This window comes from Nocardia puris (genome assembly GCF_036051655.1).
In the GTDB taxonomy this organism is placed as follows: domain Bacteria; phylum Actinomycetota; class Actinomycetes; order Mycobacteriales; family Mycobacteriaceae; genus Nocardia; species Nocardia puris.
Map to the genome: position 1 here is coordinate 2278431 of NZ_CP107943.1, position 21863 is coordinate 2300293.

Genomic DNA, 21863 nt, shown 5'->3' on the forward strand with positions numbered 1-21863 from the left:
CCCAGCATGGAGATCTCGAACGTTCTGGTCGCCAATCGCGGTGAGATCGCGCGGCGCGTGTTCGCGACGTGCCGCCGGTCCGGACTGGGCACCGTCGCCGTGTACTCCGACGCGGACGCCGCCTCGCCCCACGTCGCCGAGGCCGACGCCGCCGTGCGGCTGCCGGGCAACACCCCGGCCGAAACCTACCTGCGCGGTGAGCTGATCATCGAGGCCGCGCTCTCGGCGGGCGCCGACGCCATCCACCCCGGCTACGGATTCCTTTCCGAGAACGCCGAATTCGCGCGCGCCGTGCAGGCGGCCGGGCTGGTGTGGATCGGTCCGCCGGTCGAGGCGATCGAGCAGATGGGTTCCAAGGTCGCGTCCAAGAAGATGATGGACGCCGCCGGTGTGCCGGTGCTGGCAGAACTCGACCCGGCCGAGGTCACCGCGGCGCACCTGCCGGTGCTCATCAAGGCGTCGGCCGGTGGCGGCGGGCGCGGGATGCGCGTGGTGCGCGAGCTGGCCGATCTGGAACCGCAGATCGAAGCCGCGCGCCGCGAGGCGGAGTCGGCATTCGGCGATCCGACCGTGTTCTGCGAGCGCTATCTGGAGACCGGCCGGCACATCGAAGTGCAGGTCATGGCCGATACGCACGGCACCATCTGGGCGGTCGGCGAGCGCGAGTGCTCGATTCAGCGGCGGCATCAGAAGGTGGTGGAGGAGGCGCCTTCTCCGCTCGTGGAACGTGTGGACGGCATGCGCGCAAGGCTTTTCGAGGCCGCCAAGCTGGCCGCCGGTGCGATCGGGTACACCGGCGCGGGCACGGTCGAGTTCCTGGCCGACGAGCAGGGCGAGTTCTTCTTCCTGGAGATGAACACCCGTCTCCAGGTGGAACATCCGGTCACCGAGCTCACCACCGGTCTGGATCTCGTTCGCCTGCAACTGGATGTCGCGAACGGCGCGGCGCTGCCCGCCGAACCGCCCGCCCTGCGCGGGCATTCGATCGAGGTGCGCCTCTACGCCGAGGACCCCGCGCACGACTGGCAGCCGCAGAGCGGCACCGTGCATCGGCTCGAGATCCCCTCGGTCGCCGCCGAATTCGATCTGATCGACCGCGCGGGCGTGCGCCTGGACACCGGTGTGGTGGACGGTTCGGTCGTCGGCGTGCACTACGACCCGATGCTGTCGAAGGTCATCTCCTACGCCGAGACCCGCACCGAGGCGGCCCGGCTGCTGGCGTCGGCGTTGCGGCGGGCGCGCATCCACGGACTGGTCACCAACCGCGACCTGCTGGTGCGGGTGCTGACGCACCCGGCGTTCCTGGCGGGTGACACCGACACCGCCTTCATCGAAACCCACGGGCTGGCAGCGCTTTCCGAGCCACTGGTCTCCGAGGGCGACGAGAAGTTGTCGATCGTCGCGGCGGCGCTGGCCGATGCCGCGGCGAACCGGGTGAAGGCGCGCGTCGGCGCAGGCCTGCCGAGCGGATGGCGCAACCTGCCCTCGCAGTCGCAGCGCAAGTCCTACGAGAGCCGCGCCAGCGGCGTGCACGAGATCGGTTACCGGTTCACGCGTTCCGGCGTCACCGTGGACGGGCACGAGGGGCTGGCACTGCTCGAGCTCGGCCCGGACCGGGTGGTGCTGGCGGTGCCGGGCGAGCGCGGGCCCGTGCGGCGCGCGTTCACCGTCGCCCGCTACGACGATCTGGTGTGCGTGGATTCGCCGCTCGGCCCGGTGTCGGTGCGCAGGCTGCCGCGGTTCAGCGATCCGTCGGCGCAGCTCGCGACCGGTTCGCTGCTGGCGCCCATGCCCGGCAGCGTGATCCGGCTCGGCGCGCAGGAGGGCGACCGCGTGACGGCGGGCCAGCCGATCCTGTGGCTGGAGGCGATGAAGATGGAGCACACCATCGCCGCGCCCACCGACGGCGTGCTCAGCGCGCTCAACGTGACCGTCGGCCACCAGGTCGACATAGGGGCCGTCCTCGCCGTCGTCGAACCGGACGACGCGGCCAACGAGAACCAGGAGCAGTAGGGACATGAGTTTCATCGAGTCCGACGAGCGCAAGCAGTTGCGCGCGGCGGTGGCCGCGCTGGCCGCCAAGTACACCTACCGCGACTACGTGCTGCCCAAGGCGCGCAAGAACGAGCCGCTAACCGAATTGTGGGACGAGGCGGGCGAACTCGGCTTCCTCGGCGTGAACCTCCCCGAGGAGTACGGTGGCGGCGGCGCGGGCATGTACGAGCTGTCGCTGGTGCTGGAGGAGCTGTCCGCGCAGGGCGCGGGCCTGCTGCTCATGGTCGTGTCGCCGGCCATCTGCGGCACCATCATCACCAAGTTCGGCACCGACGAGCAGAAGCGGGAGTGGCTGCCCAAGCTCGCCGACGGGTCGGCGAAGATGGTCTTCGGCATCACCGAGCCCGACGCCGGGTCCAACTCGCACCAGATCACCACCACCGCCCGCCGTGACGGTGACGACTGGATCCTCAACGGCCGCAAGATCTTCATCTCCGGCGTGGACCAGGCCGAGGCGGTGCTGATCGTCTCGCGCACCGAGGATCACAAGACCGGCAAGCTCAAGCCCGCGCTGTTCATCGTGCCCACCGACGCCCCCGGTTTCACCAAGGTGGCGCAGGAGATGGACATCATCGAGCCCGACCACCAGTACAGCCTGTTCCTCGACGACGTCCGGCTGCCGTCCACGGCGCTGGTCGGCAAGGAGGACGCGGCGCTCATGCAGTTGTTCGCCGGGCTCAACCCGGAGCGGATCATGGGCGCGGCGATGGCCGTCGGCCTGGCCCGCTACGCCATCGACCGGGCCGTCGAATACGCCAAGGAACGCACCGTGTGGAAGACGCCGATCGGTGCGCACCAAGGCATTTCGCATCCCCTCGCGCAGGTGAAGGTGGAGACCGAGCTGGCCAAGCTGATGATGCAGAAGGCCGCGACCCTCTACGACGCGGGCGACGAGATGGGCGCGGCCGAGGCCGCGAACATGGCGAAATACGCGGCGGCCGAGGCCAGTATCAAGGCGCTCGACCAGGCCATCCAGACCCACGGCGGCGCAGGCCTCACCGCCGACTACGGGCTGGCCGCGATGCTGTCGGCGTCCCGCATCGGCCGCATCGCGCCGGTGAGCCGGGAGATGGTGCTGAACTTCGTGGCCCAGTTCTCCCTCGGCCTGCCGAAGTCCTACTGACACAACGGCATCCGTGCGGCGGCGGTCGCACGGATGCCGATCATCCGACAGGAGCTCACCCGATGACCGAGACCTCCACCGCGCCGCTGGTCCGCTCCGAGATCCGCGACGGTTTCGCGGTGCTCACCCTGGACTCCCCGCACAACCGCAACGCGCTGTCCTCGCGGCTGGTCGCCGAGCTGATCGCCGGGCTGGACCAGGCGGCGGGCGACGAACGGGTGCGCGGCATCGTGCTCGCCCACACCGGCAACACCTTCTGCGCCGGCGCGGACCTGAGCGAGGCCAGCGACGCCGATCCGGCGGTGGCGGCCGATCAGCGCACCCGCGTGATGATCGGGGTGCTGCGCCGATTGGTGGAGATCCCCAAGCCGGTGATCGCGCAGGTCGACGGCAACGTGCGTGCCGGTGGCATGGGCATCGTGGCGGCGTGTGACCTGGTGGTGGCGGGGCCGGGCAGTTCGTTCGCGCTGACCGAGGTGCGGATCGGCTTGGCGCCGTTCATGATCTCGCTCACTCTGCTGCCGCGCCTGAATGCGCGCGCCGCGAGCCGGTACTACCTCACCGGGGAGAAGTTCGGCGCCGCGGAGGCCGCCGAGATCGGGCTGGTCACCGTGGTGGCCGACGATCCGGCGGCCGAGGTGGCGCGCCTGTGCGGCGAACTGCGCAAAGGCGCGCCGCAGGGGCTGGCGGAGGCCAAGCGGCTCGTCAACACCGGCATCCTCGCCGAGTTCGACGCCTCCGCCGAGGAGCTGGCGGTGCGGTCGGCGAGCTTCTTCGGCACCGACCAGGTGCGCGAGGGCATGACGGCCTTCCTGCAGCGCCGTCCGCCGAGCTGGGCAGAATAACCGCCATGGCGACACCCCACGAACCGAAGCAGGACCGCAGCCGAGCCACCCGGCAGCGCCTGCTCGAGGCGACCATCGACTGCCTGGCCTCCATGGGCTGGGCGGCCGCCACGGTCGCCGTGGTCGCCGAGCGGGCGGGGGTGTCGCGCGGCGCGGCCCAGCATCACTTCCCCACCAGGGAAGACCTGATCACCGCGGCGCTGGACTACATGTTCGATTCGCGCATGGCGCAGGCGAAGGCCGAAGCGGCGAGCCTCAGCGCGATCACCCAGGGCGTGGACCGCACCCACGCCGTGGTCACCGGCCTGGTCGAGTCCTACGCGGGCGCCCTGTTCAAGGCGGCGCTACAGGTGTGGACCCACGCCGCCGCCGACCCGGTCCTGCGCGAACGCATCGTCCCGATGGAGGCCCGCTTCGGCCGCATCCAGCACCGCCTCGCCATCGAAGCCCTCGGCGTCGACGACACCGACCCCGTCGTCCACCACCTCGTCCAAGGCACCCTCGATATGGCCCGCGGCCTCGGCCTCGCCAACGTCCTCACCGACGACTCCGCCCGCCGCAAAGACATCGTCCACCAGTGGGCGATCACTTTGCACACCGCCTTGAACAACCCCCACTGACGTTGCACGAGCTGCCCGCGCAGATGAGGGACTGACTGTCCTGGCCATCGCATCGGACGAGCCAGCCGTCGGCAAGCTGAGAGACAACCCGCTGTGCCCGTCTACTGGTGGGCAGCGTCGTCGGTCATGGACTCAACCACCTCACGAATGTGGGTTACGAACTGGTCGACCGAGGAGGAGGGGTTGTCCTCGGGAAATTCTGTGCCGTCCCGCTCATGCTTCGTGCGAAGGGTACGTGCGTGGCGGATGGCCGTGGGCATGCGTTTCATATAGAGCGCGCTGTCGATGTGTTTGCCATCGGACCCATCGCGTTCGCGCCGGAGCCGAATCGCTTGGTCGGTGGATAGGTGGCTCCCGTGGTGTCCATGGTGGAGGATCAGCCAGATCTCGAAGCAGGGATTACTGATCGCCAACCGGATACCGTTGGCTTCGGCTAATCAGTCTGGCCCGATGGAGATGTGGATGTCGCTGTGGAAACTCTACATCGAACACGCACCAGTAGAAGTCGACGTCTAGGTCGGCGCGGCGCTTGTCGGTACACGCGCTTTCCACGAGGTGCATCGGCGTCGCTCCGGCCTCCTCGATGGAGATATCCACCGACACCGCTTCGGCGAACTCAGGGAGCCGTTTGAGGGCGTCGATGTACTCGGGTTCGGTCGACTTTCCTTCCGTGTACACGCGAAAGGTCGCCCGAACCGGTGTGGTCTCCGTGACGCGTTTGAGCTCTTTTCCTCGTTTACCTCGCTCCTTGGCGGTCATCCGATCAAGCCCAAGTCACGCAGGACCTCGGGCCGGGAGACGTCGGGTAGTGCACCGAATCGGCCGCTGAGGTAGCTGCTTTCGAGATTCGCCGATCGGCGAACGCGTTCACCGGCGAAGTCGGACAGGGCAGCGAAGCGTGTCGATCCCTTCTCGGATTTCTCCGTCAGCCACACTTCGTCCCGGTTGAGGTGATTCAACAGGTTGGTGTCGTGGGAGGTGAACAGCAGCTGCGCGCCGTGCGGGTTGGACCTCCGCCCCTCGAAGAGTTTGACGAGCTGAGCGGTGAGAGTCGGGTGCAGACTCGCGTCCAGTTCGTCGAAGAGGACGATTTCCCCGTGTCGCAGGGAATCGAGCACCGGACCGATCAGTTCGAACCAGGCACGTGTGCCAGCCGATTCGTCGTGGTACGCGAAGGGTAGCTGTTCGCCGTCGGAGACATGGACAAGCTGTGCGTTCCGGCGGACCACGGGTTTTTCTCCGGCGGCTTCGATTCGTGTTTCTACGACTTGTACATCGGCTACTCCGAGATCCGCGAGCTTCAGCAACGACATCGCTTGGTGGCGACCCGATTGCCACTCCGAGTAGTAGAACGGGTCGTCGTCATAGAATGTGAGTTGCTCGTTCCGAGGTGGACCGAAGAGGCTGATCGTCGAGCGTGCCGTGCCAACAGGAAAGCGGCGATTCCGGCCCAACGACTTTCCCAGCCCTGTCATGCGGACGACGGATCGTGCGAACGCCGAGGTCGTCGGCTCATCGAATCGCCGCATAATCGACAGCGCCAGTGACCGATCGGTGAGAAGCGTTCGCGTGCCCGAAAGTTGCCCCAGCCCGCGTTGCAGGGTGAGCTCGTTGGCTTCGCGTTCGAAGACGCGTCGACGCCGTCCCTCGGGATAGTGGAACAGCGCTTCATAGCTGACTCGATGCCTCCCGACATCGAGAAGGTACTCGAAGCGAACTCCGTCGATCTCCAACTCGAGAACGAATGATGAGTCCCGAGTCTTCGCATCACCGAAAGCGAACGGTTCGACGGGGATCTCCTCGTCCCACATGCGCAGGGAGTGCTGAACCGCTGCACGCAGCCAGGCCAACGCCGCCAGCACGTTCGACTTGCCCGATGCGTTGGGCCCGAAGATGCCCGCGACCGGCACCAGTGACGCACCGAACTTCGGATGGACCCGCACCTCCGGCCGGTCATCGATCGCAACCATCGACAGCTCTGCGGGTTCGAGTATCGAGCGGAAGTTCTCCACTTCAAACCGGATGAGCATTCGACACCCCGCTGCACTTAGATGGCCAATTTCGTCAGAAGACTACCAAATCAAGGGGTTGTCAGCGGGTGTCCGGCGATCGGGCTGGTCCTACTTGCGGCGGGTGATGCGGAGGAGGGAGTCGGTGCGGGTGCCGGGTTGGCCTTCGGGGCCGGGGAGGTCGCGGTCGATGAGGGCGGCTGTGAGGACGGTCCATTCGGTGGGGTCGAGGGCGAGGGCTTCGAGTTGGCTTGCGTTGGTGGGTAAATGGATCTTCGGGGGGTCGGTCATCCAGGTGGGGAAGGTGGAGTGGGCGGCGAGGAGGAGGGTGCCGCCCGGCGCCACGGCTGCGGCGGCGCGGCGCAGGATCTCGTCGCGTTCGCCGTCGGCGGCGACCGGGGAGTGCAGGAACTGGGCGGAGACCAGGTCGAAGGCGCCTTCGGGGAAGGTGCGCGAGAGGTCGTGGCGCTCCCAGGTGATGCGGTCGGCGACACCGGCGTCGGCGGCGTGCGCGGCCCCGCGCCGCAACGCGACCTCGGCGACGTCGACGGCGAGCACTCGCCAGCCGCGCCCCGCCAGCCAGAGCGCATCGCCCCCTTCGCCGCATCCCAGGTCCAGCGCGGAGCCGGGCACCAGGCCGGCGGCCTCGCGCGCCAGCAGCGGGTTCGGGTTACCGGTCCACACCTTGTCGCGCTCGCGGTAGAACCCTTCCCAGTACTCTTCGGCCGTGCTCGCGGTCATTCGCAATCTCCTGCTCACCGTGCGGGGCGGAACCTCCGCCTCACGCCATGGTGGGTCGACCGTGCCGAACCGGCCACTTTCGTTGCCGGACCGGCAAGTCCGGGACCGCGGGGCGGCGGCTACACGGCGGTCGACCCGGCCAGCCCCGCCCGCTCCCAGGCGGCGAACCGCCCACCGAGGAACGCGAACCCGGCGCGGGCGAATTGGGGTGCGGCGGTGAGGTGTTCGCCCCAGGCGATGCGGTGGTGGGTGGCGTCGGCGCCCAGTGCGCGCCAGCGGCGCAGCAACAACTCGGACTGCCGGTAGGGCAGCACCTGGTCTTGGCGGCCGTGGCCGATGAGCACCGGCGCGCCCGGCGGGAGGTGGCCGAGGCTCGCTTCGCTCATGCGGGCGATCCAGGCGGGATCGCGCAGGAGATCCTCGGCCAGGTACCGCGCGCGAGTCTTGGGCAGCGCCAGCCCGAGCGCGACCGCGGGAACGATGTGCGTCCGCTTCATGACGGCCGCGGCCAGTCGCCCACGCGTATTGAGGAATTCGTCGAGCCGCAGTTCGGGGAAGCTCGCGTCCATCCCGATCGCGGCGTAGATCAGCAGGAACGCGAACAGGCTGGTGTCCAGGGCCTCGGACAGTTCCATCAGATCGACGGGCGCGCCGCCGACCGCCACCCCGGCCAGCGCCACGTCGGGCGCGTACCCGGGTTGCAGTTGCGCGGCCCAGCCCGCGGCGTTCCCGCCCTCGGAATACCCGTACACGCCGGCTACGCCGCTCGGATCGAGGCCCAGCTCGGGCGAGGTCCGAGCGGCGCGCATGATGTCGAGCACCGCGCGCCCGTTGGCCGGACCCACCACGTACGGGTGCGTTCCGGGCGTGCCGAGCCCGGGGTAGTCGGTGACGGCGAGCACCCACCCGCGACCCAGCGCGGCCGCGAGGAAGGCCCCTTCGTACTCCAGCCCGTAGCGCAACAGTCGCGACACCGCCGCCGTGTGCGCGAGTCCCTGTGTGCCAGGGGCGAATCCGAGCAACGGCGCGCCCGAGCGGAGACGTTCGGGAGCCAGGATGGTGCCGGACACCACGGTGGGTTCCCCGGTCGCGGTAGTCGATTCGTACCGCACCCGCCAGGCGCGGGCGCGGATGGCCCAGCCGGGCACGAGGCGCGCGGTCATCGGTTCGGCCCGCAGGATCCGCCCGGGTACGGCGTCGTCGGCGGAGGTGGGACGCAGGTGGGTGTTCGGCATCGTCGGTCCTCGAAATCAGAGCGCGGCCAGGCGCGGCGCGCGGGTGAGGTGGTAGTCGCGCTCGTCCGGGGTGGTGAGCATCCGGGTCATGGTCGCGCGGTCGAAGGGCCACAGGTCGATGGTGTGCTGGTCGGTGAAGTACCAGGACCGGCACCCGGTGTTCCACACGGTGGGACCGAGCGCGTCGGCCACCTCGTCGTTGAACCGGGTAGTCGCCTCCTCGGTGACCTCCACGGTGTCCACCTCCCCGGCGCGGAACCGGCGCAGCCACGAGGTGATGTAGCGGGCGGTGAGTTCGGCGGAGTACTGGAGGGAGATGGAGCCGGTCGGCGAGTTCGGGCCCAGCACCGTGAACAGGTTGGGGAAGCCGGGGATCGCCGTCATCCGGTACGCGCGTGGACCTTTCGACCACGCCTCATCGATGGTTAGGCCGTCGCGGCCGATCAGATTCATGGGTCGCATGTAGTTGTGCGGCTTGAACCCGGTGGCGAAGACGATCACGTCCACCTCGTGATGCCTGCCGTCGGCCGTGCGGATGCCGGTGGGCGTGATCGCGGTGATCGCGTCGGTGACGAGCTCGGCGTTCGGCGCGGAGATCGCCCGGTAGTACGTGCCCGACACAACCTGTCGCTTGCACAAAGGTTCGTAGTCGGGCGTGAGCGCCTGGCGCAGCCGCGGGTCGTGGACCTGCGCCGTCAGCGACAGTCGCGCGAAATCCTGCACCGCGCGCCGACGCCAGCTCGGGCGCAACACCACATCGGCCAGAATGCCGGAGGCCCGAAGCATTCCGTCGTACAGACGCCGGTGTACCCCGGGCACGAGATCGAGTGCCTTGCCGAGCAGCCAGGGCTGCGGCAGGCCCATCGGCGCCCACAGCACCCACTGCGGGGTACGGGCGAACTGGGTGAGCGTGGCCGCCTCGGGTTGCAGCGCCGAAACGATCTGCACGCCGGTCGATCCGGTGCCGATCACCGCGACGCGCTTGCCCGCCGTCTCGATAGAGTCGTCCCAGCGGGCCGTGTGCACGACCGAACCGGTGAACTCGCCGAGGCCGGGAATGTCGGGCGTGAACGGGTGGTGCAGCACGCCCGTGGCGGCGATGACGAAGTCGGCGCGCAACTCTCGCCCGTCGGCGATGTTCACCCCCCACCCGTCGTCGCCGAACCGCGCGCCGACCACCTCGGACTCGAGCAGCAAATGCTCTGTCAGGCCGAACTTCTCGACAACTTCACGGTGGTAGCGCTGGATCTCGGGCCCGGTCGCCCAGACGCGTCGCCAGTCCGGCTTGGGCGCGAAGGAGAACTGATAGATCTGCGACGGCACGTCGCAGGTGAGTCCAGGGTAGCGGTTCCAGTGCCACACCCCGCCCACATCGGAGCCCTTCTCCACGATGACGAAATTGTGGAAACCGGCCTGCTTGAAGGTGACGGCGGTGGCGATACCCGCCACACCCGCCCCGATGATGACGATCTCGGGGTCGCGCCGGTGCGTCGTTGCCATGGCGTAATTCCTTTCGCGGGGAGCCGGTTTCAGCTCGCGGTGCCGGGTTGTAGTCGAGCGCGCAGCACCTTGCCGCCCGCATTGCGGGGGATCTCGGTGACCACGGTGAAGCGCTTGGGCACCTTGTAGCGCTCCAACCGTTCGCGCACATGGGATTTCAGATCGTCGTCGCGCAACTCGCCCGCGCCGGGTTCGGGCACCACGAACGCGTGCAGCACCTGGCCGAACTCCGGATCGGGGGTCCCCAGGACCACCGCCTCGGCGACGCCGGGGTGTTCGGCCAGCCGGTTCTCGACCTCGCCGGGGAAGACGTTCTCGCCGCCGGAGACGATCATGTCGTCGCTGCGTCCGTCCAGGTAGAGGCGGCCTTTCGCGTCGAGATGGCCCATATCGCCGGTATCCACGTAACCGTCGACCACCCGTTTGGTGGCCGGGCGGCCGGTGGCGTCGGGTGAGTATCCGGAGTAGACCAATCCGCTGCGGATGAAGATCGAACCGATCTCGCCTGGTACGGCAATGCTGTTGTCGGGACGCAGGATTCGCACCGAGACACCGAGCGACGGCCGCCCGAGGGTGCCGGGCTCCTCGACGAGATCGGCGGGGCCGGCCACGCTGACCAGCCCGGCTTCGGTGGAACCGTAGCCGTTGGCCAGGATCGGACCGAACACGTCGATGACCTGGCGCACCGTGGCCGGGGTGATCGGCGCCGCGCCGGTGAGCACCACGCGCAGCGACGATTCGCGCAGCGCGCGGCGGTCGAGCGCGGGCGCGGCGAGCAGCCGTCGCAGCATCACCGGCACGCCCATCAGCACCGTCGCGGAGTGCTCGGTGATATCGGCGAGCGTGCGCTGCGCGTCGAACCGGCGGCGGCAGATCGCGGTCGCGCCCAGCGTCAGCGGGCCGAGCAGCGCGAGCAGGCCGAACCCGTGGAAGAAGGGCGGCGCCGCGATCACGGTGTCGGTGGAGCGCAGCCGCACCACCGACATCGCCGTCGCGCACAGCAGTCCGATCGCGGCCGGATCAACCGACCGCGGAACGCCTTTCGCGAGTCCGGTGGTGCCGGAGGTGAGCAAGGTGATCCGCACCGAGTGCCGGACTCGCGGCGGCGCCGGGTGTGACCGGGTCGCGAGGTCGGCGAGCGAGGGCAGCGCGGACGGGGCGGCCGGGTCGTCGCGCCAGGCCAGCACGCGCAGCCCCGGGTAGTCCGCCGCTTCGACCCCGTCCGCGTACTCCTCGTCGAAGATCAGCACGTCGGGGGCGTGCCGGGCCAGGATCGCGGCCAGCTGCGCGTCGGTGAGTTCGGTGTTCAGGAAGATCAGTTCCGCGCCCAGCTGCGCACCCGCCGCCATCGCCTGCGCGAAGCCGCGATGGTTGCGGCAGATGATCCCCACCGAGGTGGGTGGTGCCGAGGCGAGCGCGTAGAGCGCGGCGGCGATCGCCTCGGAGGTCGACTGCAATCGCGCGTAGGTGAGCGCACCGGCGTCGTCGATGAGGGCGGTGCGGTGGGGATGTCGAATTGCGCTGGCGGCCAACAGCATTGCCGGTGTGGAGCCGTACCGGTAGAAGGCTTGCGCGAGCCGCGCGCCCGTCTTCGGGCCGACGGGAGCCAGCATCCCCGACTTGGCGATCGCGGGAATCGCTGCGGCCCAGCGTTGTACGTCGGGAATCAGGTCGGTTCTCATCGCGAACCACCTCCGTTCCGATCGGCCCCTCGATCAAGGGGCGTCCGGATCGCACCCGCCGAATTCTCCTGCCGCCCAGACTCACCGCCGCCCGGCGAGGGGCGAGCATCGCTACCCGTCTCGCCGTTGTCCGACACGACCTCCGCCCGCACCCGCGACAGCGATGCTTCGGTATCCCCGAGCCGCTGATACACCGCGCCGATGATCACTTCGAGCGGAAAACGCAACAGCGGCACCGCGATCGCCGACGGATGCCCGTACACCGGGGTGAGCGTGCGCGGCTTCTCCACCACGGCGCGCGCCAGGACGCGCGCGGCGTCGTCGGGCGTCTGGCCCGGCAGCACGCGCATCCACCGGCTCGGCGCGCTCATCCTGGTGTGCATGAGCCCGGCGTAGAACGTCGTGAGCGTGACGCCGTCGGCGCGCGCCTCCATGCCGACCGCGCGCATCCACCAGTCGAACGCCGCCTTGGACGACAGGTAGAACCCCCATTTGGGCACGACCGGGAACATGACGCCGACCGTGGACACGTTGACGATGTGGCCGCTGCCGCGAGCGCGCATGGCGGGCAGCAGCGCCAGCGTCAGCCGCATCGGGCCGACGTAGTTGGCGCCGGCGGTGGCCGTGACGTCCTTCGGCCGGTCGTAGGAGAGGTGGATCGAGCGGCGCAGCGATTTGCCCGCGTTGTGGATCAGGTAGTCCACGCCGCCGAGATCGTGCTGGACGGCGGCGGCGAATTCGGCCACCGACTCCTCGCTGGTCAGGTCCAGCGGGTAGGCGTAGGCGCGCCCGCCCGCCGCCCCGATCTCCCCGGCGAGCTCGGCCAGGCGCTCCTTCGACCGCGCCGCGAGCACCACGTGCGCGCCCGCACGGGCGAACAGCCGCGCGGTGGCCGCGCCGACGCCGTAGGACGCGCCGGTGATCACCACCACCTTTCCGTCGACCTCGCGGCGCAACCGTCGCTCGTCCCGCAGGCCGCGCGGCCCGACGGCGTGGGCCGCGGCGCGCGCGAGCGGATGGTGCACTACGCGAGAAGGGCCGGTGGGCAAGGTATTTCGCATCGCATCACTCCACGGTTCCGGCGGGCATCGTCATCGCCATACCGGCCAGGAACGAGCCCAGCCGCGCGTCCGACAGCACCGCGTCCACGACGCGCTTGCTGAGTTCGATGCCCGGATCGACCGACACCGCCGAAAGCACGGTGCCGAAGAAATTGCCCAGGATCAGATCCCGGACCTGGTCGCGCGCGAGGTCGCCGGTGTGGAGCCAGTCCAGGACCGCGCCCTCGATGAACGACATCCACCCGGCGATCGCCGCGCGCAGCACGGGTGTGGCCGCCGACCCGGAGATCTCCACCGCCAGCGCGTGCGCGAGCCGCCTGCGGTGCTCGTCGCGGATCTTGCGCACCTCGGCGTCGGCGACGTCGGCGAGCAGCGCCTCGAACGCCCCGGGCTGGGCGTGGGCGCGGTCGAGCAGTTTCTCCACGCCCCACGTCAGCCGGTCCAGCGCGGGGCCGCGCATCGCCAGCAGCTCGCTCCAGAACTCGTCGGCCGCCTGCGCGATGACGGCCAGGTAGAAGCCGCGCTTACCACCGAAGTGGTAACTGATGGACCCGGCGGCTACACCGAGCGAGCGCGCCAGATCGACGATGGACACCTCTTCGTACCGCTGGGTGCTGAACGCGACCCGCCCCGCGTCCAGCAGTGTCGCGCGGGCGGCCTCGCCGCGGCGGTTGCCGACCATCGCGCCTCCAGTTCTTGAATCGGATTCAAAAAGGACGCTAGCCTGTCACAGACAGTTACGTCAACGGCGCGGCGAATCCGATTCGCCGTCGATCCGGTCACGGCGGGCGGACTCGGCGCACCACCGGTCGCCACCGGGAATTGATACGGTCGCAAGGGTGAAGAGCAGCCGCCGGAGCACCGACCGGGCGCGATCAGGTCGCGTCGATGCCAGAACCGAGCGGTGGCGCGAGCACCGGCGCCAGGTGCGCCAGGAGTTCGTGAGCGCGGCGTTCCGCGCGCTGGACAAGTACGGCCCCGAGGTCAGCATGGGCGATATCGCCAAGGAGGCCGGCGCCGCGAAACCCAAGCTGTACCGGCATTTCGAGGACAAGACCGACCTCTACAACGCCATCGTGGACCGGGTGCGCGACATCCTGTGGGAGCGCATCCTGGCGGGCATCGACCTCACCGGCGACTCCGCCCGCGAACTGGTGCGCCGCAGCGCCGCGGAATACGCGCTGGTGGTGACCGAACACCCCAACGTCTTCCGCTTCATGCTGCACAGTCACTTCACCCAGCAGGCCGACGAATCGGAGCGGGCGCTGCAATCGGCCCGCCAGTCGGCGCGGCGGTTGGCGGAGCTGTTCGCGGGGTTGCTGGACGAGACGGTCGACGTGGCCAGCATCGAGTTGGTCAACTACTCCATCTTCGGCGCGGTCGCCTCGGCCACCGACTGGTGGCTCGGCGCGAACCGGCTGGCGGCCAATGCCATGCCGATCGAGAAGTTCGTGGCGTATCTGGCGGAGATCATCTCGGCGCTCGCCGAGGCGAACGCGCGGTTGAACGGCATCGCGATCGACGCCGAGCAGCCCCTGCACCTGGCCTTCTCGGCCCGCTAGGACCGGGCCCCGCGATACCGCCGCGGACGGTAGGGAGGGCGCCTCGTCGCGAACACCGCGAACGCCGTTGTCCTGAACCGGCCGCGCCGTTGAGGCCGATGGTGTTGCGCAACACACCCAGTATGGACCCGCCCACCGACAAGTTCCGGTAGCCCGGCCCGCTGGTCGGGACGGCGTGTCTCAGGAGTGGCGCAGCCGCCACAGCGGGGAGACCGGGCCGTGGCCCGCGCCCAGATCGTAGGACGCCTCCAGACAGCGCCGCGTCCACTCCTTGGCGAAGGCCACCGCGTCGGGCACCGAGTAGCCGTGTCCCAGCGCGCAGGCCAGCGCGGCCGCGAGGGTGTCGCCGCCGCCGTGATCGTTGCCGGTCGCGATGCGCGGGGCGGTGAACTCGTGGAACGCCTCGCCGTCGAACAGCAGGTCGGTGCTGACCTCCGAGGACCGCAGGTGCCCGCCCTTCACGATGGCCCAGCTCGGGCCCAGCGCGTGCAGCGCCTCGGCGGCCTTGCGCGCGGTCGCCCGGTCCACCACCTCGACGCCGGTGATCAAGCGCACCTCGTCCAGGTTCGGCGTCACCACCGTGGCCAGCGGAAACAGGGTGTGCCGCACCGCGTCCAGCGCCTCGGCGTGCAGCAGCGGGTCGCCGTGCATGGAGGCGGCGACCGGGTCGACCACCAAGGGGATATGGCCGTCGCGGCCGATGCCCACCTCGCGGCACACCCCAGCCACGGCCTCGATGATCGGGGTGGACGCGAGCATGCCGGTCTTGGCGGCGGCGATCCCGATATCGCTCACCACGGTGCGCACCTGGTCGGCCACGATCCCCGGCGGGATCTCGTGGAAGCCGCTCACGCCCACCGAGTTCTGCACGGTCACCGCCGCGACGGCGACGCACGCGTGCACGCCGCACAGCGCCATGGTGCGCGTATCGGCCTGGATTCCGGCCCCGCCGCCGGAGTCGGTGCCTGCGATGGTGAGGACGCGGACCGGGGTCTGTCCGCTGTCGGGAAGGGGCAGCAGTTTCACACCGCAAGAATCTACGGCCCCGCGGCCGCGTGTGCGCGCACCCGCCGCCCTGTCATAAATGAAAACCATTATCATTAAGGCATGACCACTTCGCCGAGCGTCGATCCGCTGCCCGTCACCGTGCTGTCCGGTTTCCTCGGGGCGGGCAAGACCACCCTGCTCAACCACATCCTCGCCAACCGCGACGGCCGCCGCGTGGCCGTCATCGTGAACGACATGAGCGAGGTGAACATCGACGCGGCGCTGGTCGCGGGTCAGGGCCACCTGGACCGCACCGAGGAGAAACTGGTCGAGCTCACCAACGGCTGCATCTGCTGCACGCTGCGCGAGGATCTCATCGAGGCGGTCGGGAAACTGGCCAGGCAGGGGCGCTTCGACCAGCTCGTCATCGAATCCACGGGTATCTCCGAGCCCATGCCGGTGGCGGCGACGTTCGAGTGGGAGTTCGAGGACGGCTTCAAGCTCGGCGACATCGCCCGCCTCGACACCATGGTCACCGTGGTCGACGCCTCGACCTTCCTCGGCGAGGTGGTGCGCGGGGAGGCGCTGGCCGCGCGCGACCTCCAGGCCGGGGACGGCGATGAGCGCACCATCGCGGACCTGCTGGTGGATCAGGTGGAGTTCGCCGACGTGCTCTTGATCAACAAGACCGATCTGGTGAGCGCGAACGCCGTCGGCACGGTGGAGGCGATGGTGCGCAGGCTCAACCCGCGCGCCCGGGTGCTGCGCGCCGAGCGCGGCGTGGTCGACCTGTCCGAGGTGCTGGCCACCGGCCGCTACAACCCGGTGGTCGCCGCCGCCAGCGAGGGCTGGGAGGAGGAGCTGGCCGGCGGGCACGTGCCCGAGACCGAGGAGTACGGCATCCGCAGCATCACCTACACCGCGGACCGCCCGTTCCATCCCGCGCGGTTGGCCGAGGCGCTGAACGGGATGCGGGGGATGTTGCGCAGCAAGGGATTCTGCTGGATCGCGAGCCGTCCGGAGCTGGCGGCGGTCTGGTCGCAGGCCGGCCCCAACCTGACCTTCGAGCCCGCCGCGTGGTGGTCGTCGCTGGAGGTGTCCGCCGGGCAGGAGGTGGTGTTCATCGGCGTGCGGCTCGACGGGGGCAAGGTGCGCGCGCTGCTCGACGCCGCGCTGTTGACGGACGAGGAATTCGCCGCGGGGCCGCGAGTGTGGACCAGGTACGCCGATCCGTTCCCGGCCTGGGGTGAGCTGCACCAGCACGCGTGAGTGCGGGGGTGGGTTCGCCAACGCCCGCGTGGTGCACCGCGATCGCGTCGTAGGCGAGCGTTCGTGGAGGGTCGTTCTGCGCGCGAAGTGGCGTGGCGCGCCGACGGTGACACGCCGGAGCAGTACGGCGTATAGCCGGTTCGGTACCGGGTGGTCCGAACGATGGTCGACGTCGCGACCCACGCGGTGTTGAGGGGGCGTGGGTCGCGACAAGGTGGCGGGCATCAGTGCGAGATGCCGGGGGTGCGGTGCAGGTAGGTGTCGTCGGTGAGCTGTTCGAGCAGGAAGTCCGCGATATCGGCGCGCGAGATCTTCAGTGCGAGACCGGGTTCGGTGCCCGGGAAGTCGCGCCGGTAGGTCCCGGTGCGCGGGCCGTCGGTGAACGCGCTGGGCCGCACGATCGTCCAATCCAGTTGGCTCGCCATAACATACGTCTCCTGGGCGACGTGATCGTTGTAGGCGCGGCGCAGGATCACCCCGAAAAGCACGTATTTCCAGAGGAAGTCGAGATTGCCGCGGCTGTCGCCGACGCCGAGGCTGCTCTGGCAGATCAACCGCTTCACGCCGGTGCGGTGCATGGCCTCGACCACCGCCTTGGTGCCGCCGAAGCGCACCTTCCCGGTGCGCCCGTCGCCGAGCGCGACGATCACCGCATCCTGGCCCGCCACCGCGCGCTCGGCGGCGTGCGTGTCGAAGACGTCGCCCGCCACCACCCGCAGGCGCTCGTGGCTGCGGGTGATGTTCCCGGCGTCGCGGGTGAACGCGGTGACCTCGTGGCCCTCGCCGAGCGCTCGCTCGACGACGAGACGGCCGACGGTTCCGGTGGCTCCGAAGACTGCGATCCTCATGGTGTGCTCCCTGTCCGGGCTGGTGAAAGCCCCTGTGTTCTCGGTGAATCCAGTACAACAGCGCCAGGTGAGACGATCCATGGCCACGCGTCTCCAAGACATAAGCGAGTGTCTCAGCGGTAGCGGTCGAAGAAGTCGGCGATCTCCCGCGCCATCAGCTCGGGCGCGGCGTGGTGCAGGTAGTGGGAGTGCACGTCGTGGGTCCGCCAGGACACTACGTTCGCGTGATCGCGCTCGGCGAAGCGGCGGATGCCGTGGAAGTCGCCGTTCGAGCCCGAGAGGCCCAGCGGCACCGTGGTCGGCTCGGTGGGGTGCGGCGCGTTCTTGTCCTCGAAATAGCGCCGGGTGGCCGAGCCCGCGGTGCCGGTGAACCACTGGATGGCGATATTGGTGAGCACGAACTCGTCGTCGAGGTCGGGGCCGAGCAGCTGCGCGTGCCAGCCGACGAGGCCGGCCGGCGAGTCCGCCAGCGCGTGGGCCAGGGTCTGCGGCTGCTGGGACTGCAGGATGTTGAAGCCCATCTTGTTCTCCGCGAACCAGGTCAGTGTCTCGAGTGCGCGCTGCTCGTCCTCGGTGAGGTCGGCCAGCTCGGCGGGATCGCCGCTCGGGAACGAGTAGACCTGCGAAACCTGCACGGCCACCACGTTTTCCGGCGCGACGCGGCCCATCTCGGGAGCGACCATCGCGCCACCGTCGTTGCCCACCGCGCCGTAGCGGGTGTAGCCGAGGCGCGCCATCAATTCGGTGAAAGCACGCGCGATCCGGGCGCTGTGCCAGCCGGATTCCGTGGTGGGGCCGGAGAATCCGACGCCGGGCACCGAGGGGATCACCAGATCGAAGCCCGCCGCGGTGAGCGGGGCGACGAGTGCGCGGAACTCCACGAAGGTGCCCGGCCACCCGTGCACCAGGATCAGCGGAAAAGCGTTGTCGCGCTCGGACTTCACGTGCGCGAAGTGGATCGTCTGTCCGTCGATCTCGGTGGTGAACTGCGGCAGGGTGTTGAGATCGCGCTCCACCGCGCGCCAGTCGAACCCGTCGCGCCACAGCTGCGCCAGGTGCCGGACCCGGTCGGTGCTCACGCCGTACTCGTCGCCGGAGCCGGGGATCTGGTCGGCCCAGCGGGTGCGGGCCAGGCGGTCGCGCAGCTCGTCCAGCTCGGCCTGCGGGACGTCGATGCGGAAGGGGGTGATGGCGGTCATGACGACTCCTCGTTTTGAAACGGAATGTTCTGTTCTGTTTGAACAGTAGCAGAACGGATCATTCCGTTTCAAGTGCTATCCTCGAATTCATGCCGAAGACATCCGACGCCCCAGCTCGCAAGGGTCTGCCGGGCCGCAAAGCGCAGGCCGCGCGCAACGACGGGCTCATCCTCGAGGCCGCGCGGGCGGTGTTCCTCGCCGATCCGGGCGCCCCCATCGCCGCCGTCGCCGAACGCGCCGGCGTCGGGATCAGCGCACTGTACCGGCGCTACCCCAGCAAGGAAGTGCTGCTGCGCACGCTCTGCTACGAGGGCTTACACCGCTACAACGCGGAAGCCGATGCGGCGCTGGAGGATTCGGACGGCTGGCGCGGGCTGGTCGGCTTCCTCGAGCGAGTCGTGGACGCCGACGTGCATTCGCTCACCGTGCACCTGGCGGGCACGTTCACCCCGGACGACGAGATCGTGCCCGCCGTGACGCACGCCGCCGAGGTCACCGGCGAACTCGTCCGCCGCGCCCACGCCACCGGCCGGCTGCGGCCCGAGGTCAACGCCCAAGACCTCGGGTTGCTCCTGGAGGCGTGCTCGGCCATCGTCCTGCCCGACGCCGAGCGCACCGCGCAACTGCGTCGGCGCACCCTCGCCCTGCTCGTCGCGGGCCTGGCCGCCGAGGGGGACCTGCCCGGCCCCCCGCCCGAAGCGGGGGAGTTCGCCTGGCGCTGGAAACCGCGCACCTGAGCGCTGGGAGGTTCGGGCGGTTTCGCCGGGGGCGGCGGCACTGAGCGCGGGGAGGTTCGGGCGCGCGTGGTTCCGGCGGGGGCGACGGCGCGGGGCGGTGTGAGGTGCGGAGCTCATGCGGTCGCGTTGTCGGGCTACCGTCTCGGCCACGCCATGCGCGCGGTGTGCCAGCCGATCGTGGTCAGGTGGGCCGGTGGGCGCTACGTTCGACAATGTCTGCGCGAACGCGTCCGGCGTGCCGTGTCCGCTGGTAGGAACGGACCCATCCTCACGTGAAAGGGCAGACCATGAACTGGACGCTCGAGGTCGTGATCGTGCCGGTAACCGATATCGACCGCGCCAAGGACTTCTACACGCGGTTGCTCGGCTTCACCGTCGACCACGACACGGTGATCGACGAGAACACCCGGATCGTGCAGCTCACGCCCCCGGGCTCGGGATGCTCGATCGTGATCGGCAAGGGGGCGGTGCCGGATATGCCGCCGGGCTCCCTCAAGGGCCTGCAACTGGTCGTCCCCGACATCCACCTGGCGCGCGCGGAACTGCTCGAGCGCGGCCTCGACATCGGCGAGGTCCAGGTGCTCGGCGAGAACCCCCGCCCGGTGCCCGACCCCCTCGACAACGTCGGCTTCCTCTTCTTCGCCGACCCCGACGGCAACGAGTGGGCCATCCAGCAGATCTCCAGCCGGGGGTGAGGGACGCCGCGCGCCGGTGGCGAATCGGAAAACTGCGGCGCTCCCGGCTGATTCGTGTGATGGTTCAACGGTGGGAAATCGATTCCTCGAAGGCGTTTTCGCTCCCGTCCGCCGCGAACACACGCTGACCGAGCTGACGGTCACCGGCACGATTCCCGGTCATCTGGACGGCAGATACCTGCGCAACGGCCCCAATCCGATCGGGGAGATCGACCCCGAGCGCTACCACTGGTTCGTCGGCGACGGCATGGTGCACGGCATACGGATCCGCGACGGCAAGGCCGAGTGGTACCGCAATCGCTGGGTGCGCGGCCCGGCCACGGCGGCGGCGCTCGGCGAGGGCGCCGACGGCGGCGGCGCGGTCACCGGAATCGGTGCCAACACCAACGTCATCGGGCACGCCGGCAAGACGCTGGCACTCGTCGAGGGCGGCGTGGCGAACTACGAACTCACCGATGAGCTGGACACGGTCGGCGTCTGCGACTTCGGCGGCACGCTGAGCCGCGGGTACGCCGCCCACCCCAAGCGCGACCCGGACACCGGCGAACTGCACGCCGTGACGTACTCCTTCGATCGCGGTAACACGGTGCGGTATTCCGTGGTGGGCGTCGACGGGCGAGCGCGGCGCAAGGTGGCGATCGAGGTGGGCGGCAGCCCGATGATGCACGACTTCGCGCTGACCGAGAACTACGTCGTGTTCTTCGATCTGCCGGTCACGTTCGACGCGCGCCGGGCCGTCGAGATGGCCGTCGCGCCGGCCCTGCGCGGGCCGGCGCGGATGCTGCTGTCGGCCGCGGTGGGCCGCGTCCGCATCCCGGACGCGTTCGCCGCCCGGCGCCCGACGCGGCGCGGCGACCATCGGTTCCCGTACCGCTGGAATCCCCGCTACCCGGCAAGGGTGGGCGTCATGCCGCGCGAGGGCGTGAGCGCCGATGTGCGGTGGTTCGAGGTCGAGCCCTGCTACGTCTTCCACACGATGAACGCCTTCGAGGCCGGTGACACCTTGGTGCTCGATGTCGTCCGGTACCCGAGGATGTTCGACGCCGGCCAAGCGGGCCCCGACGGGTCGCCGACCCTGGACCGGTGGATCGTGGACCTAGCCCGGGGCGCGGTGCGCGAATCGCGGTCCGACGACCGGGTGCAGGAGTTCCCCCGGGTCGACGAGCGGCGCCTCGGGAAGCGCCACCGGTACGGGTACACGGTGGCCGAGAGCGCCGAACCGGCCGACACCTCGATGCTGTTCAAACACGATCTGGCGCGCGGCGGCGCGGACGTCAAGACGTTCGGCACGGGAAAGCATCTGGGGGAGTTCGTATTTCACCCGAATTCGCCGGACGCCGCCGAGGACGACGGCGTGCTGATGGGGTTGGTCTACGACTTCGCCACCGATACCAGCGCCTTGGCGATCCTGGATGCGAGCTCCCTGGAAGAACTCGCGAGGGTGCATCTGCCGCACCGGATTCCGGCCGGATTCCATGGCAACTGGGTCCCCGCGAATGGCGGGTCTGTCACCCCGCCTCCTATGTGATAGCAAATCAGTAATACTGTTCGGATATTTTAATGATCAAGATCACTTACGTGCGAAATTTGTGAACTGAACCACTTGCGGACCCCATCGCGTTGTGACAGCATCTAAGTGCTTGCAACTGAAGGTGAAATTCCTGACGGCGGCTGTCGAAGGTGGGGAGAATCAAT

General features: G+C 69.3%; 20 protein-coding genes and 1 pseudogene. 9 read left to right on the top strand and 12 right to left on the bottom strand.

Annotated elements, in window-relative coordinates; genetic code table 11:
* The first annotated feature begins 6 nt into the window (after positions 1 to 6).
* The 4 genes from OHB21_RS10195 to OHB21_RS10210 all read left to right on the top strand — a co-directional run bounded on the left by OHB21_RS10195 (position 7) and on the right by OHB21_RS10210 (position 4643).
* On the top strand, positions 7 to 2013 hold the full coding sequence (locus tag OHB21_RS10195; protein WP_195124574.1) for an ATP-binding protein: 2007 nt from the start codon (positions 7 to 9) through the stop codon (positions 2011 to 2013).
* 4 nt (positions 2014 to 2017) lie between these two features.
* On the top strand, positions 2018 to 3178 hold the full coding sequence (locus OHB21_RS10200) for an acyl-CoA dehydrogenase family protein (protein WP_067511840.1): 1161 nt from the start codon (positions 2018 to 2020) through the stop codon (positions 3176 to 3178).
* Positions 3179 to 3240: 62 nt separating this feature from the next.
* On the top strand, positions 3241 to 4023 hold the full coding sequence (locus OHB21_RS10205; RefSeq protein ID WP_195124575.1) for an enoyl-CoA hydratase family protein: 783 nt from the start codon (positions 3241 to 3243) through the stop codon (positions 4021 to 4023).
* 5 nt (positions 4024 to 4028) lie between these two features.
* Positions 4029 to 4643 (top strand): TetR/AcrR family transcriptional regulator, encoded by a 615-nt coding sequence (locus OHB21_RS10210; RefSeq protein WP_067511836.1) that lies wholly within the window; start codon positions 4029 to 4031, stop codon positions 4641 to 4643.
* Between the two features lie 101 nt (positions 4644 to 4744).
* Here OHB21_RS10210 and OHB21_RS10215 read toward each other — a convergent pair whose 3' ends face one another.
* The 9 genes and pseudogenes from OHB21_RS10215 to OHB21_RS10255 all read right to left on the bottom strand — a co-directional run bounded on the left by OHB21_RS10215 (position 4745) and on the right by OHB21_RS10255 (position 13553).
* Positions 4745 to 5056 carry an RloB domain-containing protein gene (locus OHB21_RS10215; protein WP_170160794.1) on the bottom strand — a complete coding sequence of 104 codons (312 nt, stop codon included), beginning with the start codon at positions 5054 to 5056 and terminating at the stop codon, positions 4745 to 4747.
* On the bottom strand, positions 5043 to 5402 hold the full coding sequence (locus OHB21_RS10220) for an RloB family protein (protein WP_084537970.1): 360 nt from the start codon (positions 5400 to 5402) through the stop codon (positions 5043 to 5045). Before OHB21_RS10220 ends, OHB21_RS10215 begins: the two co-directional genes overlap by 14 nt.
* Positions 5399 to 6673 (bottom strand): AAA family ATPase, encoded by a 1275-nt coding sequence (locus tag OHB21_RS10225; RefSeq protein ID WP_067511832.1) that lies wholly within the window; start codon positions 6671 to 6673, stop codon positions 5399 to 5401. The genes OHB21_RS10220 and OHB21_RS10225 overlap by 4 nt, the downstream gene beginning before the upstream one ends.
* Positions 6674 to 6763: 90 nt before the next feature.
* Positions 6764 to 7393, bottom strand: coding sequence for a class I SAM-dependent methyltransferase (locus OHB21_RS10230; protein ID WP_067511830.1), 630 nt, complete (start codon positions 7391 to 7393; stop codon positions 6764 to 6766).
* Positions 7394 to 7512: 119 nt separating this feature from the next.
* Positions 7513 to 8628, bottom strand: a complete 1116-nt coding sequence (locus OHB21_RS10235; RefSeq protein ID WP_067511828.1) for a lipase family protein — start codon at positions 8626 to 8628, stop codon at positions 7513 to 7515.
* Positions 8629 to 8643: 15 nt separating this feature from the next.
* A complete protein-coding gene (locus OHB21_RS10240) occupies positions 8644 to 10128 on the bottom strand; it encodes a flavin-containing monooxygenase (protein ID WP_067511826.1) in 1485 nt (494 codons plus the stop codon).
* 29 nt (positions 10129 to 10157) lie between these two features.
* Positions 10158 to 11810, bottom strand: coding sequence for an AMP-binding protein (locus OHB21_RS10245; protein ID WP_195124576.1), 1653 nt, complete (start codon positions 11808 to 11810; stop codon positions 10158 to 10160).
* 143 nt (positions 11811 to 11953) lie between these two features.
* Positions 11954 to 12871 (bottom strand): annotated as a pseudogene (locus OHB21_RS10250) (SDR family NAD(P)-dependent oxidoreductase); the annotation flags it as partial.
* Positions 12872 to 12875: 4 nt separating this feature from the next.
* A complete protein-coding gene (locus OHB21_RS10255) occupies positions 12876 to 13553 on the bottom strand; it encodes a TetR/AcrR family transcriptional regulator (RefSeq protein ID WP_195124578.1) in 678 nt (225 codons plus the stop codon).
* A gap of 157 nt (positions 13554 to 13710) precedes the next feature.
* Between OHB21_RS10255 and OHB21_RS10260 the strand changes: the two genes are divergently transcribed.
* Positions 13711 to 14433 (top strand): TetR/AcrR family transcriptional regulator, encoded by a 723-nt coding sequence (locus OHB21_RS10260; protein WP_067511820.1) that lies wholly within the window; start codon positions 13711 to 13713, stop codon positions 14431 to 14433.
* Positions 14434 to 14613: 180 nt separating this feature from the next.
* On the opposite strand, the gene thiD is transcribed toward OHB21_RS10260, so the two are convergent.
* Positions 14614 to 15459, bottom strand: a complete 846-nt coding sequence (gene thiD, locus OHB21_RS10265) for a bifunctional hydroxymethylpyrimidine kinase/phosphomethylpyrimidine kinase (protein WP_067511819.1) — start codon at positions 15457 to 15459, stop codon at positions 14614 to 14616.
* An 81-nt stretch (positions 15460 to 15540) separates the two neighbouring features.
* Between thiD and OHB21_RS10270 the strand changes: the two genes are divergently transcribed.
* Positions 15541 to 16689, top strand: a complete 1149-nt coding sequence (locus OHB21_RS10270; protein WP_067511817.1) for a GTP-binding protein — start codon at positions 15541 to 15543, stop codon at positions 16687 to 16689.
* A gap of 224 nt (positions 16690 to 16913) precedes the next feature.
* On the opposite strand, the gene OHB21_RS10275 is transcribed toward OHB21_RS10270, so the two are convergent.
* Positions 16914 to 17537 carry an NAD(P)-dependent oxidoreductase gene (locus OHB21_RS10275; protein WP_195124579.1) on the bottom strand — a complete coding sequence of 208 codons (624 nt, stop codon included), beginning with the start codon at positions 17535 to 17537 and terminating at the stop codon, positions 16914 to 16916.
* A gap of 113 nt (positions 17538 to 17650) precedes the next feature.
* Positions 17651 to 18736, bottom strand: a complete 1086-nt coding sequence (locus OHB21_RS10280; RefSeq protein WP_067511813.1) for an epoxide hydrolase family protein — start codon at positions 18734 to 18736, stop codon at positions 17651 to 17653.
* Positions 18737 to 18825: 89 nt separating this feature from the next.
* Between OHB21_RS10280 and OHB21_RS10285 the strand changes: the two genes are divergently transcribed.
* The 3 genes from OHB21_RS10285 (at position 18826) to OHB21_RS10295 (ending at position 21696) form a co-directional block, all read left to right on the top strand.
* The gene (locus OHB21_RS10285; RefSeq protein WP_067511811.1) at positions 18826 to 19473 is read left to right on the top strand and encodes a TetR/AcrR family transcriptional regulator; all 648 of its coding nucleotides are present in this window, start codon (positions 18826 to 18828) and stop codon (positions 19471 to 19473) included.
* Positions 19474 to 19760: 287 nt separating this feature from the next.
* Positions 19761 to 20168: a VOC family protein gene (locus OHB21_RS10290; protein ID WP_195124859.1), complete on the top strand. Its 408-nt coding sequence runs from the start codon at positions 19761 to 19763 to the stop codon at positions 20166 to 20168.
* 70 nt (positions 20169 to 20238) lie between these two features.
* Positions 20239 to 21696: a carotenoid oxygenase family protein gene (locus OHB21_RS10295; protein WP_067511807.1), complete on the top strand. Its 1458-nt coding sequence runs from the start codon at positions 20239 to 20241 to the stop codon at positions 21694 to 21696.
* Positions 21697 to 21863 lie beyond the last annotated feature (167 nt).